Genomic DNA, 13908 nt, shown 5'->3' on the forward strand with positions numbered 1-13908 from the left:
CTCAACCAAGTCTCCATCTTTTCCTTCGCATCTGCAAGCGTCATGAACCCGTGAGCGCTGAGACACTCCTCGCGGACGCGGCCGTTGAACGTGAGGAGGGATTAGTGTTCAGTCCGGGGGACTGTTTCCCCCGACGCAGGATGAAGGCGTTATCGGTGGGCTTTCCGGGACGTGAGAAGTCGAGGGTGACCCCCTTGGTACAGGCCCGGAGATCCAGGTCGCGGGAGATGAATTCAGATCCCTGATCGACCCGGATCGTCCTGGGGGAGCCTCGTTCAGCACAGACAGGCTCAAGGGTCTCAACCACATTCTCAGCCCGATAGCTGAAGCGCGGATCAACGACCGGCGAGAAACGCGGGAAAATATCGACAACGGCCAGAACCCTGATCTTCCGGCCTGTCGCCTGTCGCCAACTGGTCATGGACAAAGTCCATGGCCCAGGTTTCATCGGCAGCCTTGGCCGGCTGCCGATCTTCCCGGAGCTTCATCCGGCGCCTGGGCGTTTTGTTGCGCAGCTGCATCCCTGACTCACGGTCAATCCTCCGGGTTTTCTTTTGGTTGATGTGCCAGCCGTCCCGCCGCAACACGACATGCACCCGGCGGTCGCCGTAGCGCATACGGGTTTGACAAATGTCGCGGATTTTCTGCTCTATGCTGGCCTGCCCGGGTCGCCGCACCTTGTAATGGGAGCGCGAGGTCCCGACGAGGAAGACCGCGCAGGCCCTCCGGATCGAAACGTTCCACTCCAGGCAGATGCGGTCGACAAGCTGACGCTTCCCGGCAGGCCTCAGGCATGAACTATGAGCAGCCTGACCGCATGATTCACATATCCGATAACGCAACTTTATAACCGCTGGAAGCGATCGGGTCGAACAGGCGAACGCCATGCGTTCGAGTGGACCTGTGAGGATGGGCGTGTTCGCCCGTATGATGCGGGGCCTGTCAGATGTGGGCGCCGATCCGTCCACCCTGATGATTGACGCAACATATCTGAAGTCCCACCGAACCGCGTCGAGTCTGCGGGTAAAAAAGGGGGTATGAAGGGGGGCCGTGGCCCCGGTGGGGCCGCATAAGCCCCGGAATGGGGCGTCTGATCGGGCGCACCAAAGGTGGGCTGAACACGAAGCTGCATGCCCTGGCTGATCGAAATGGCAAGCCGCTGCACTTCTTTCTGAGTGCTAGCCAGGTGAGCGATTACACAGAAGCGGCGGCTTTGCTGAGTGCTTTTCCCGAAGCAGATTTTCTTCTGGCAGATCGTGGCTATGATGCTGACTGGCTCAGATATGCACTTAAAAACAAGGGCATCACCCGCTGCACCCCAGGCAGAAAGTCACGGGAAACGCCGGTCAAATATGACAAGCGCCGCTACCGCCGGCGCAGTCGTATCGAGATGATATTCGGGCGTTTGAAGGACTGGAGGCGAGTGGCTACCCGTTATAACCGATGCCCCAAAGTCTTCCTCAACGCAATAATCCTCGCATCAACGGTCATGCTCTGGTGACCCTAACCCGAGAGAACCCCCCGGCACTGTTGAATAAAACGGCGCAGGTGACGCGGTATCTGTTTGTGGCTGGCGGTCACGCAGGTCAGCAGAAAATCGACCTGGGGGGCAAAGGGTCTGATCACCAGATCCGGGGTCAGCGCATTGCGCGCGGTCAGCGCATCGGTGATTGTCACCCCCCAGCCGCTGCGCACCATTTGCGCCGCAGAGTTCATAAAACGCACCTCGACCTCGGGTTTGTACTCATGCCCGGCAATTCGAAAGGCCGTGGCAATCTGCAGCCCGGCCCGGTTCTCGGTTTGCGGGCCGACCAGATCCACGCCCTCAAGATCAGCAGGGGTGATTTCGTCATAACCGGCCAGCGGATGATCATGACGGCAAAGACAGACCGCAGGGATGGTGGCCAAAGGCTCCATGACAACGCCCTTACGCTGATAGCCGGAATACATAAAGCCGATGTCGGCCAGACCGCTTTCAACGCTGGTCAGGACGTTTTCAATCCTGTTGGTTTCAAGCGTCAGCTTCACCCGCGCGTGCTCCGTCTTATAAGCTGCCATCACCCGCGGCAGCAGCGCCTCGGACAGTTCGGCCGTGGCCGTGATGTAGATCTGCCCGATGCGGCCCGCCTTCAGATCGGCGGCCTTCTGGTTAACAGCGTCGCGCAGCTGAAACAGCGCAGTGCAGTCCTCCATCAGGGTCAAAGCTTCCTGAGTGGGCACTAAGCGGTTGCTCACTCTGTCGAACAGTTTCAGCCCAAGAAGCGTCTCCACATGGCGCACCGTGTTGGAAATGGACGGCTGGGACATGCCCAGCCATTCGGCGGCAGCCGTGGTGGTTCCATACTGGACCACGGCGCGCAGCACCTCGAGCTGACGAAGGTTCAACATCGCTCATTCACCCCTGTTGGTCACGGGCCTCAATCCGGATGCGCGTGAAGTTCCGCACCTTATCGGCAAAGGGCCCAAAGCCCTTAATGGCATGAAATTCCGGCGTTTCGTAGGCATCATCTCCGGTGATCACATAGATTGCGACGTGACGCGGGCCACCCTCAATGCAGCGACCGCGACGCGCGGCCAGCCAGCCCGGGCATTGCAGAATATCCGGGATATGGGTGTTCCAGTACCAGTCGTCAAAAGCCGCGTCATACTGGGGGTCGATGTCGACAAAGACCATATGGGTGATATGCGATTGTGCAGCCTGCCCGGGCGTCAGCTCAAGGTGAAGGGCATCTTTCAGCATGGAAAACCTTTAAGATAAAAGCCCTGGCAGGCATGAGGTGCAATCCCCCCCCCACCAGGGCCAAAGGGTCAGAGCAGACCGGCCTGTTTCAGCGCGGCCTCAACTCCGGAGACGATGGCAGGATTTTGCGGCAGCAGCGGCAGACGCGGAGCTGAGTTTTTAATGATCCCCATCAACTTCAGCCCGTCCTTCATACGCGTGTGCATATCGACGACGGGGGCCGGGCCATAGATCGCCATGATGATCGGATAAAGCCGGTCCGAGGCCGCGCGCATCGCCACAAGATCATTGGCCTCTGACGCTTTCCACAGATCGGACAGCAGCTGCGGGCAAAGCGAGGTCAGCCCCGACAGGATACCATCGGCCCCCACGGCGCATTGCGCGTGAAACCACATGAAGTTTGAGGCAAGGATCGCGCAGTCTGCGCCCGTTGCGGCCACCGCACGAAGGTTGGCTTCATAGTTCTGCATCAGGGCCGAGCCCTCTTTGATGGCGAGAACCTCCGGGATCTGTGCCATTTCAGCCAGAACCTGCGACGAGAAGCCAAAGCCCGAGCCGATCGGGAACTGAAACACCGAGAGCGGCATCTGAACTTCGCGGGCCAGCTTTTCCATGAAAAGCGCGCCCGCGCGCGTATTGGCATTGCCGCCGCCAAGCGCCTCGGGGGGGAAAATCACCGCGACATCAGCCCCGGCTTCGCGCAGGGCGTCAACCTGGCGGACGGCATCGGGGTAACCGGTCGGCACGACGCCCGCCAGCAGCGGCTGATTTTTTGAGATCTGCGCTTTGGTGCGGCGGATCACTTCGAACTTTTCGCTGTCCGTCAGCGCCGTGGCCTCACCCGCATGTCCGTTAACAAAGACGCAGTCGGTTGTCGCAGGCTGCGCGCAGTGGTCCAGCACGGCCTCATAGCCCGCCCAGTCAATGCTGCCGTCTTCGTGGAAGGGAAGGACGGTGGCAACGGTCATGCCACGCAGGTCTTTTGCGGTCAGGGTCATCAGGAAACTACCTTTTTGCGGGGGAATTTCAGGGTGGCTTCGGCTTTCAGAACCTCAATTCCATCCTGATTGCGGGCAGAAGCCGCCCAGTCGACGGTGCGGTTTTCCAGGTCAATCGCCGCGATCCAGATGTCAAAGATGATGGTGTCGCCGTAAGGCACCGCGCCGGTGAACCAAAAGCAGTCCCGGATCGACACGCCAACGGTGCCAACCAGTTCCGCCGTCAGCACCGAGGTGCAGACCCCGGCCACCAGAATGCCCGGTGCCAGACGCTGGCCAAAGCGGGTGGTGCCTGCATAGCCTTCGTCGACATGAACGGGGCCGAAATCGCCCGAGGCTGCGATATACATCGCGCCATCGGCCTCTGTGATGGTCTTGGCGATCGAGACCCGATCACCGACCGTCAGGTCATCAATGTTTTTGATAGCATACATCTGATCAGCCCTGAACCGGCACCAGGCGGGCCGAGCCGGTGGCGACGGTTTCCGTCCCCACAAGCCCGGTCAGCACAAAGGTCAGCGCGTCAGGGCTTGACCCCTCGACCTCTGCCCGCGCCTCAAAGGAGGTGTTCAGCGCCAGCGGCTTTGCAAAATCAAGGGCGAAGCCCGCGATCCGCCACTGCGGCCCCGCGATGCGGTTCAGCGCGGTGGTGAACAGCGCGCCTGCCGCCAGCTCAAAGACCACCATATCCGGCTGGCCCAGAGCCTGCGCCTTCAGGCGATCCACATAAAGCGCACCAAGGTTACCCGAGATCCCGGTGAAGAACCCCTGGTCTGCAACCGTCAGAGTTTTACGAAACGACAGGGCCGTGCCCGAAGCAGGAAGAGACATCATCATAACCTTCAAAGATGGAAGCCATTTTTAATAATCGAACGGGCGATGATCATGCGGTGGACCTCAGAGGTGCCGTCATAGATCCGCGTCACGCGGGCATCGCGGTAGATCCGCTCCAGGGGCAGTTCTTTCGTAAAGCCGTAGCCGCCAAAGATCTGAATGCCGCGATCGGCCACCCGGCCAAGCATTTCCGACGCCATGACCTTGACCATCGAGACCTTCTCGCGCGGGTCCATGCCGTTGTCTTCTTCCCAGGCCGTGTTCAGCACCATCTGGCGCACGGCAAAGATTTCCATCGCGCTGTCGGCAATCATCTGCTGCACCATCTGGAAGTCACCAATCGGCTTGCCAAATTGCGTGCGGGTGGCGGCATGTTCGTGCATCAGCTCCAGCACCCGGCTGGCCATGCCCACGGCGCGCGCGCCGATATGGCCCAGGCGAATGCCGCCCACATTGGCCATCATGACCTTAAATCCCTGGCCAACCTCGCCCAGAACATTGCCTTTGGGGATGCGCACATTGTCGAAGTTCAGCTCGGCATGGCCATAGCCGCGGTGCCCCATCATCGGCTGGTTGCGCGCCACCGTGAAACCGGGGGTGCCCTTGTCAACGATCAGCAGCGAAATGCCGCCACGGGCGCGCTTTTCCTGATCGGTCACCGCCATGACAATGACGTAATCGGCAATGTCGCCGTCCGAGATAAAGTGCTTATTGCCGTTCAGCACCCATTCATCGCCTTCCAGATGGGCATGGGTGCGGATCGCCGCCGCGTCCGAACCGGCACCTGGCTCGGTGATCGCCATGGCGCAGATTTTGTCGCCTTTGACGGTCGGATACAGGTATTTGTCGCGCAGATCGCCCTCAAATCGCTCCAGCATCGGATAGACCTGGCCAAAGATCCGGCGGATCAAGGCATCCGAGGTCTGGCCCAGTTTTTCCTCGACCAGACACATCTGCAGCGTGTTCAGGCCACCGCCGCCGACCTCTTCGGACATGTTCAGCGCATAAAGGCCCAGATCCAGCGCCTCCTGGCGCACCTGTGCCAGTTTATCGGCAGGAATGCAGGCGTTCTCTTCGGTTTCCACCTCAAGCACCTGGACCTTTTCGCGCACGAAACGTTCCACCACATCGGTGATCATCTTCATTTCATCAGAGATTGAAAAATCCATCATGCAGTCCTTTCACGCGCTCAGGCGCGCATTTTGTTGGTTTGCGCGACGGCCCCGCGGGCGATCAGCGCATCAATTTCGGGATTGGAAAGGCCGGCTTCGGCCAGAATCTCGCGGCTTTGCGCGCCAAGCGGCTGCGGCGGAAGACGCAGGGGTACGGCTTCGCCGTCATAGCGGATCGGGTGGGCGATCATGGTCATCGGCGTGCCGTCCGCGCCTTTCGCCTCCATCAGTGCGCCCAGATGGGCGATCTGCGGATTGGCCCGCAGGCTGTCGTAATCCCGGACTTCTTCGTGCCAGACATCGGCGGCGGTCAGGCGCGGCAGCCATTCGGCGATCGTCTGTGTGGCAATTGCAGCTGAGACCTGGCGCGTGATCGCACCCTTATGGGTGAAGACCGCGTCCGCCGGCAAATCTGCAAGCGCGGGCAGATCCAGGGCTTTTGCCAGTTGCCCGGGCGAGGTCATTGAGATGACCAGATAGCCATCCTTCGCCTTGTGGATGCCGTAAGGGGCCCCCGAGAACCAGGAGGCGATGCCGTCATCGCCGCGCGGGCCCTGGCGTGGGGCATCGTTGAGCCAGGCGGTCAGCGATTCCCCCTGCAGATCAAGCGCCGCCTGCAGCAGGTTCACATCCACGCGGCCCCCCTGCCCGGTGCGCAGTTTGCGCACCAGGGCACCCAGAATGCCCGTCGCATAAAGCGAGGCGGCGTGATGATCGATCGGGACCGAGCCGACCGCCACCGGCGCCCCGTCAAGCGCCCCGGTATGGGCCGCCAGACCCGACATGGCCTGCAACAGAATGTCCTGACCCGGACGGTCACGATACGGGCCATCCACGCCAAAACCCGTGGCCGTCGCATAGATCAGGCCGGGGTTCATGGCCTGCATGGCCTCCCAGCTCAGCCCCATTTTGGCCAGTGTGCCGGGGCGGAAGTTTTCCATCACCACATCAGCCGTCTCGACCAGCCTGCGGATGACGCTCAGGGCATCGGGATCTTTCAGGTTAATCGCCAGCGAGCGTTTGTTGCGCCCTGTTGCAATGTGGTTCACCGAGGTTTCGCCCACGAAGTGCCCCGCGACGGCCCAGTTGCGCTGGAATGCGCCGGTGGTGCCTTCGATGGCGATAACATCGGCCCCCATATCGCCCAGCATTTGCGCTGCCGCAGGCCCGGAAAGAAAGTGGTTGAAGCTGAGGATTTTAATCCCGTCCAATACGCCCATGGTGATCCCCAATACTGATTTCTTCTGAAGCTAATCAGGGATTTTCCCGAGCGATACCGGCACTTCCATCGCAATAGAGGCCTTGAGTATTCACTTTTCAAATAGTTTGTTTTTCGCCTGTATTCTTTGCCCTTATTTTACTGACGCACGCCGCCTGACCGGGTGAAGCTGCCGCCTGACCTGCCTGATAAAAACGCCAATGCGCTGTCTAAATATTAATCAATATGGCTCTCTGCGCGGAAATTTGATCCCAGCACACCGACCCAAATGCCCCGCGAAGCAATTAATTTCTTAATATAAAAAGATATTCGCGCCCATGGCACAGCCTGTCGGTGACCATGCCGATCGCAAAGCGCATCAAAGGCGTCGAATCCGGGCGCAGGATTTGAACAAAATTTAATCTTTGACCGGCGTCTTTATCTTGCCTGTTTTTAGGGCATTTACACTGACATGTCGATGAAATTTTGTGCCTTTCAACGCCAATCGTCCCAAAAATCGAGAAATACCTGAAGGTTCGCCGCTTTGGCACCAAGTCGTAATAATTGACACACGTTTATTAATAGACCCAGCCATAGCCAGACATAAAGCGCCCGCTATTCTCGGGTTGATGATATCTGCCAATGAACGGGGACCCCGCATGGACCTACCACAGAGCGCGACAGACACGGGCCGTGCCGTTTTCCTGCCGCTAAGACTTTTGCGTGGTCTGGTCGATGTAACGGCGGTGCTTTTGTTCCTGTACATGACTGCCGCCATTCTCGTTCAGATCTTCGGACGATATCTTTTCAACTATTCCATCGCCGGAACCGATGAGACGGCAACCTTCGCGATGATCTGGCTGACCCTGCTGGGCGCTGGCATCGCCATGCGTCGCAATCAACATGTCGGCGTTGATTTCCTGATCCTTGCCTGCCCCCGGATTGTGCAGCTTGTGGTGGGGACCGTGACTTTCCTGCTGGCCTGCTGGTTCCTGTTCACAGTCGCCAAAGCGGGTCTGCAACTGGTCGATATTGGCCTGAGGGTCAAATCTCCGGCCGCCCGTCTGCCGATGGCGGTGCCCTATGCGGCGCTGGTCGTGGGCTTTGGCTACATCCTTTTTGAATACATCCTGCACAGCCTGCCGCGGCTGATCGCACTCACGAAACCGGAGGCGAAATAATGTTCGCAGCAATTGGCGGCTTTGCCATCCTGATGTTTGCCGGGGTTCCCATCGTTTTGGCGATCGGCGTTGCAGCACTTTTCGCGATTGAGTTCACAACCAACGCACCCCTGACCATTGTGGCGCAGCGCATCTATGCCGGGATGAACTCGTTTACGCTGATGGCCATTCCCTTCTTCGTGGCTTCAGGCCTTCTGATGGAAGCGGGGGGCATTGCCCGGCGTTTTGTGAACCTGGCCTCAGCGCTGGTGGGCTGGATTACAGGATCTCTCTACATGGTGTCGATCACCACCGGCACCGGGCTTGCTGCCGTTTCAGGCTCAGGCTCAGCCGATACCGCTGCCATCTCGGCAGTGATGATCCCCGAGATGAAAAAGAGAAAATATAACATCGACATGGCGGCCTCGGTTATCGCGGCATCGGGTGCGCTTGCTTCAATTATTCCGCCGTCGATCGTGATGATTGTGATCGCGATCACCGGCAATATGTCGATTGGCGCGATGTTCCTGGGCGGCGTAATACCGGGTCTTCTTTGCGCATTTGCCATGCTCGCGGGCTGCTACATCTACGCCCGGCGTGGCGGCGCGGTGTACCGCGACGCGGTCCCTTTCTCATTCGGCCGGCTTTTCCTGGCGTTGCGTGACGCGCTGCCCGGGCTGATGGTGCCGGTGGTCATTGTGGTTGGCATCATCGGGGGCATCTTTACCGCTTCTGAGGCTGCCTGCGTGGCGCTGGTGACGACCATAATCATCAGTTGCTTTGTCTATCGCGAAATCGGGTTGCGTGATCTGCCCCACCTGTTTCTGAAGGCAATCGCGCTGTCCTCAACCGTTCTGATCATTGTCGGCACGGCGGCGGTCTTCACCTGGATCATTGCCACCGCAGGTTTCCCGGCCATGCTGCAGGCCTGGCTGAACGGCATCACCGACAATGCGCTGGTTTTTCTGCTGATCATCAATGTGATCCTGCTCTTTGTGGGGATGTTCATGGAATCTGTCTCTGCCGTGCTGATCCTGCTGCCGGTTCTGCTGCCGATCGCGCGCAGCTATGGCATTGAGGACATTCAGTTCGGCATCATTGTGGCCCTGAACCTCTCCATCGGCCTGATCACCCCGCCCTATGGGATCTGCCTTTACGTGGCCTCCTCGATCGCGGGCCGCAAAGTCGAGCAGGTGGCCCGTGCTGTGTGGCTGCCGGTCCTGTGCATGATCTCAGTTCTGGCGCTGCTGGTGCTGGTGCCGGGCACCGCGACCTGGCTGCCCTCGCTCTTCTTCTGACATAACAAACGACAGGGAACTCCCATGAAGAAACTGACCTCTGCGCTTCTCGCTTCGGCGATCTCGCTGACTGCTGCACAGGCTTTTGCGGCCGACACAAAGCTGCGTGTTGCGCATACTAACGCTGCCAATGAAGTCCAGGATATGGGTCTGCAGCGCCTGAATGAGCTGCTGACCGCGAAGACCGGCGGCACCTTTGGTCTTGAAATCTTCCCGGGCGGCGTACTGGGAGGCGAGACCGAGCAGATCGAAGGGGTGATGCTTGGCACGCTGGACCTGTCGCTGACCGCAAACGCGGCACTGTCAAACTATGTCGAACCGCTGCAGGTGTTTGATCTGCCGTTCCTCTTTGCAGATATCCCTGCGATGTCTGAGAGGGTTTCTTCGCCGGAGGTCTTCGGAACGCTTCAGGCGGCGGCGAATGACGCGGGCTTCCAGCTGCTGGCGGTCTATTCGTCGGGGGTGCGCCACATCATGACCACAAAGCCGGTCAACGCGATGTCGGATCTGAGCAGCATGAAGATCCGCACCATGCAAAACCCGATCCACCTTGAGGCCTTCCGCGCTTATGGCGCGAACCCGACGCCGATGGCCTATTCCGAGGTCTACGGCGCAATGCAGGCAAATGTGGTGGATGGTGCAGAAAATGCGGCCACCAACTACAACGGTGAGAAGCTTTATGAAGTGGCACCGAACTATGCCACCATCGGCTGGATGAACATGACCGCACCGCTGGTGATGTCGAAAGATGCCTTCGACGGCCTGCCCTCCGTGGTGCAGACCGCGCTGATGGAGGCGGGTGCGGAATCCGCGGCCTGGCAGCACGGCTATGTGCATGAAAAAGAACAGCCCCTTCTGGAAGCCCTGGCCGCGAAAAACGTCAAGATCACCCGCCCGGATACCGCGCCCTTCATCGCCGCGTCACAGCCGCTTTACAACAGCGTCGCCCGGACTGACGTGCAAAAAGCATTGCTTGGCCTGCTGCGCGCCGAATAAAGCGGCGCCCCTGGCCCCCGCTGCAATCCGGGGGGCCAGGGTTCTCAGACCTGACAGCCCAGGAGACGAAGATGACCACGGATGAGACGCGCAGCTATGGCCAGCGGCTGTCTGAACACGCCAGACTGACACCCCGGAAAACCGCGCTCAGCTATTATGACCGCACCGGTCATGTCTGTCGTCTGACCTGGGCCGAACTCGATGCGCAGGTGAACCGTGCGGCCCGGGCGCTTTTGTCGGTCGGGGCCACTCAGGGCGACGTGATCGGATTTGCACTGAAAAACAGTCCGCTGCATATCATCCTGACCCTGGCAATCTGGCGCATCGGGGCGACGACATTCAACTTCGATCCCGCACTCCCCCAGGCCACGGCGATGGCCCTGCTGTCACGCAGCGCGGCGCGTCTTTGCATTTCTGAAACCGATACCGGCATCACTCGCCCCCGGTTCGAGGCCATGATGGCCGACGCTGGCGATGCGCCGGTGGAAAACCGTATCTCGCATCCGGGTAAGATTCTCTCGTCGGGCGGCTCAACGGGGCTGCCAAAGCTGATGGCCGATGATCAGCCCTATCTGCGCCGTCCCGGCGCCAGTTGGGGGCGGGTCGCCCCGGCACTTGGGTTTTTCCCTGGTCAGACGCAGCTGATGGCAGCATCGCTGTCGCATAACGCCGGGCTCACCTGGGCGCAGAATGGCCTGTTCGAAGGCCAGCATCTGGTGCTCTTTGAAAAATTCAACGCACCGATGGTCCTGCAGGCAATTGCCACTGAACAGGTACATTTCATTCTTTGTGTGACAACCATGGTGGTCCGGCTGCTCGATGCCTATCGTGCGGCCCCGTCGGATCTGTCGTCTTTGGTCTCGTTCTATCACACCGCCGGGCCCTGCCCCGCATGGCTAAAGCAGGAGTGGATCGAGATCCTTGGCGCAGAGCGCGTTTTTGAGATGTACGGTTCGGGCGAAAATACAGGGCAGACCGTTATCAGCGGTCCGGAATGGCTGACCCATCGCGGATCGGTCGGGCGGGGGTTTGAAACCGATATCCTGATCTGCGACGCGGCGCTGCAGTCGCTGCCACCTGGCACTGCAGGAGAAGTATTTATGCTGCCTGATGACATAAACGGCCGCTCCGCTTATATCGGGGCTGAAGCGCCTGCCCCCCGGAAGCTGCCGTCAGGGCATCAGTCAGTCGGGGATACCGGCTGGCTCGATGCGGATGGCTATCTCTATCTGACGGGTCGTCTTGATGATGTCATCAACTGTGGCGGGCTGAAAATTCACCCGGAAACGATTGAGGCTGCCGCCCTGCGCCTGCCTGGCGTTCTTGACGCAGTGTCTTATGGTCTGCCGGACCGGGACTGGGGAGAAATACCGGTTGCTGAACTGGTTCTGCGCAGGGATACAGATCTTGAAGTCCTGCGCCACGCTTTGCTTAATGTCCTTGGTCCTCAGGGCGTCCCCCGTCGCCTGATCGCGCGCGACAGCCTGCCGCGCGATGATTTCGGTAAGATACGCCGCAAGGCGATCCGTGCCGCCGCGATTGAAGCGCTGGTGGCTTAGGTGTTTGATCGGCATTGATGTTGTAACCGCCCCCCGACGGCATCGAGGTGCCAGGGTGGGATCGTCATAATCCATTTGGGAGGCGGTCATGTCGGAGATGACAACAATCGGCCTGGATCTGGCAAAGAATGTGTTTCAGCTGCACGGCGCCGATCGGTCTGGCAAGGCTGTTCTGCGCAGGAAGCTGCGGCGCGATCAGGTTCTGCCGATTCTCTCAACGCTCCCACCTTGTGTTGTTGCCATGGAAGCTTGCGGTGGTGCGCATTTCTGGGGCCGTGAGCTCGTCAAATTTGGCCATGAGGTCCGCCTGATCCCTCCGGCCTATGTAAAGCCCTTTGTGAAGCGGCAAAAGACTGATGGTGAGGAGGACCGCGGCTGCAGTGCCGCCGCGTAAGCCGACGAACGACACGGAGGCGATCTGCGAAGCGGCGCAAAGGCCGACGATGCGTTTCGTGTCGGTGAAGAGCGAAAAGACCCAGGCCTCAGCCATGGTCTTTCGTCTCCGCGAAGTGCTGATCCGTCAGCGCACCCAGCTTATCAACGCGTTCCGTGGTCATCTCACGGAATTCGGTGTATTGGCCCCCGTTTCACCGAACACTCAGGCGGTTGCGGTTTGAGCTGCAATGAACTCGCGTGGGGAGCGTATTTTCAGCCCTGAGTGCGGGTGGTTTTCGCTGTAATCTTCGAACCAGCTTCCGATCAATCCAAGAACGGTCTGTGCATCCGGCAGTGGGGTGATTTGGACGTAATCGCGCTTGAGGGTCTTTACGAAGGGTGAACGGGCGAACGCCATGCGTTCGAGTGAGCCCGTGAACGAGATGCCGTTGCTTTGCGGGCTCCTGACAGGAGTGAAGCAGGGCTTCAGGCCAATCTGACGGGCGAAGATCTGTGTCTCCCTCGCGACATAGGGCGAGCCGTTGTCGGTCAGCATCCCGATGACCGTGGGCGTGCGATAAGCCCTGAAGCGGCGCCCGACGGCCTCCGGCATGATATCGCGGATGTCCGAGCCGCTGATCCCGGCAGTGGCGACAGCCGTCCATGCGATGATCCCGCGGGCATGGGCATCAATGATGAAGGCGCCGCGGATGGTGTCACCGTTCCAACAAGTGAATTCGAAGCCGTCGCTGCACCACCGCAGGTTCGAGCACATGACGATGACCCTGCCGTCGTGGGGAAGGTCGGGACGCTTGGAATATTTGCGCGATAACAACATATTATGTGACCGCATGATGCGGTAGACCCTTTTGTGATTGACCGGGACCAGGCCTTCCACACGCATCTGGCGGTTCAAGAGCGCCGTGATGCGCCGGTAGCCATAGGTCGGTCTGGCCGCCACAAGCCTGGTTATCAGGGGCAGCACTTCGCCATCTTGGGCTTTCCTGTAGCGCCGCCGTGCGCGCGTTTGGCCTCCCGCCTGGGCAATGAGATTGGAGCGCGACACCCCCAATGTCTGCGCCACCACCTTCACCGGAAATCTCCCGGTCGCAGCGACTGCGCAAGCAAGGTCGGTTTTTTACCCGTGACTTGTCCAGGGCTTCACGCAGGATCTCGGCCTCAAGCGTCTTGCGGCCAAGGTGACGTTCGAGCTCGCGGATCCGCTGCTGCGCGACAAACGGTCCCCCGGACCGTTTGCCTGACGCTTGCAGTCAAGCTGGCGCACAACACGATTGCTGGTGACGTCATCATCCTCAGACACCGCGACACTGCCTCCCTCTGTATTGACCCATCAGTTTCTGCTCAGTTCATGCTGCTAATTTGAATGCCTCAGCGGTCGTGCGTATGGCAAGCGCCTGATGGGGCCGTCGGTTGTTGTAGAAGGTTATCCAATCCGCGATCCCGCGGGTGGCGTGTTGGATGCTCTCGAAGCGGTGGCGGTGGGTGCACTGCTCCTTCTGGGTGCGGATCAGCCTCTCCACCATGCCATTCTGCTGCGGGATGAGCCATGGAGCCGCC

At 59.7% G+C, this 13908-nt stretch carries 12 protein-coding genes and 4 pseudogenes; 6 read left to right on the forward strand and 10 right to left on the reverse strand.

Annotated elements, in window-relative coordinates; genetic code table 11:
- A pseudogene (locus EG244_RS18985) lies at positions 1–791 on the reverse strand (DDE-type integrase/transposase/recombinase); the annotation flags it as partial.
- 39 nt (positions 792–830) lie between these two features.
- On the opposite strand from EG244_RS18985, the pseudogene EG244_RS18990 reads away from it, so the two are divergent.
- Positions 831–1501: pseudogene (locus EG244_RS18990) on the forward strand (IS5 family transposase); the annotation flags it as partial.
- A gap of 2 nt (positions 1502–1503) precedes the next feature.
- Here EG244_RS18990 and EG244_RS18995 read toward each other — a convergent pair.
- The 7 genes from EG244_RS18995 to EG244_RS19025 form a co-directional block, all read right to left on the reverse strand.
- Entirely contained in the window at positions 1504–2385 is an 882-nt protein-coding gene (locus EG244_RS18995) for a LysR family transcriptional regulator (RefSeq protein WP_199738035.1), read from the reverse strand.
- A gap of 10 nt (positions 2386–2395) precedes the next feature.
- Positions 2396–2740, reverse strand: a complete 345-nt coding sequence (locus EG244_RS19000; protein WP_199738036.1) for a DUF4286 family protein — start codon at positions 2738–2740, stop codon at positions 2396–2398.
- Between the two features lie 68 nt (positions 2741–2808).
- Complete coding sequence (locus EG244_RS19005) at positions 2809–3738, reverse strand: dihydrodipicolinate synthase family protein (protein WP_124966737.1); 930 nt, start codon at positions 3736–3738, stop codon at positions 2809–2811.
- Entirely contained in the window at positions 3738–4172 is a 435-nt protein-coding gene (locus EG244_RS19010) for a MaoC family dehydratase (RefSeq protein WP_124966738.1), read from the reverse strand. Before EG244_RS19010 ends, EG244_RS19005 begins: the two co-directional genes overlap by 1 nt.
- A 4-nt stretch (positions 4173–4176) precedes the next feature.
- Complete coding sequence (locus EG244_RS19015) at positions 4177–4569, reverse strand: hotdog family protein (protein ID WP_199738037.1); 393 nt, start codon at positions 4567–4569, stop codon at positions 4177–4179.
- Positions 4570–4580: 11 nt separating this feature from the next.
- Positions 4581–5741, reverse strand: a complete 1161-nt coding sequence (locus tag EG244_RS19020; RefSeq protein ID WP_124966740.1) for an acyl-CoA dehydrogenase family protein — start codon at positions 5739–5741, stop codon at positions 4581–4583.
- 20 nt (positions 5742–5761) lie between these two features.
- The gene (locus EG244_RS19025; RefSeq protein ID WP_124966741.1) at positions 5762–6964 is read right to left on the reverse strand and encodes a CaiB/BaiF CoA transferase family protein; all 1203 of its coding nucleotides are present in this window, start codon (positions 6962–6964) and stop codon (positions 5762–5764) included.
- A 637-nt stretch (positions 6965–7601) separates the two neighbouring features.
- On the opposite strand from EG244_RS19025, the gene EG244_RS19030 reads away from it, so the two are divergent.
- From EG244_RS19030 to EG244_RS20760, 5 genes and pseudogenes are all read left to right on the forward strand, one after another.
- Positions 7602–8123, forward strand: coding sequence for a TRAP transporter small permease (locus EG244_RS19030; RefSeq protein WP_124966742.1), 522 nt, complete (start codon positions 7602–7604; stop codon positions 8121–8123).
- On the forward strand, positions 8123–9400 hold the full coding sequence (locus EG244_RS19035; RefSeq protein ID WP_124966743.1) for a TRAP transporter large permease: 1278 nt from the start codon (positions 8123–8125) through the stop codon (positions 9398–9400). Before EG244_RS19030 ends, EG244_RS19035 begins: the two co-directional genes overlap by 1 nt.
- Before the next feature lie 24 nt (positions 9401–9424).
- Complete coding sequence (locus EG244_RS19040; RefSeq protein WP_124966744.1) at positions 9425–10396, forward strand: TRAP transporter substrate-binding protein; 972 nt, start codon at positions 9425–9427, stop codon at positions 10394–10396.
- Positions 10397–10467: 71 nt separating this feature from the next.
- On the forward strand, positions 10468–11955 hold the full coding sequence (locus tag EG244_RS19045) for an AMP-binding protein (protein WP_124966745.1): 1488 nt from the start codon (positions 10468–10470) through the stop codon (positions 11953–11955).
- Positions 11956–12043: 88 nt separating this feature from the next.
- A pseudogene (locus EG244_RS20760) lies at positions 12044–12536 on the forward strand (IS110 family transposase); the annotation flags it as partial.
- Between the two features lie 17 nt (positions 12537–12553).
- Here EG244_RS20760 and EG244_RS19055 read toward each other — a convergent pair.
- Both EG244_RS19055 and EG244_RS19060 read right to left on the reverse strand, forming a co-directional pair.
- Positions 12554–13669, reverse strand: a pseudogene (locus EG244_RS19055) (IS3 family transposase); the annotation flags it as partial.
- 28 nt (positions 13670–13697) lie between these two features.
- On the reverse strand, positions 13698–13908 hold a 211-nt coding region (locus EG244_RS19060), incomplete at its 5' end, for an integrase core domain-containing protein (protein WP_148097645.1).

Source organism: Falsigemmobacter faecalis (assembly GCF_003863335.1).
GTDB classification, from domain to species: domain Bacteria; phylum Pseudomonadota; class Alphaproteobacteria; order Rhodobacterales; family Rhodobacteraceae; genus Wagnerdoeblera; species Wagnerdoeblera faecalis.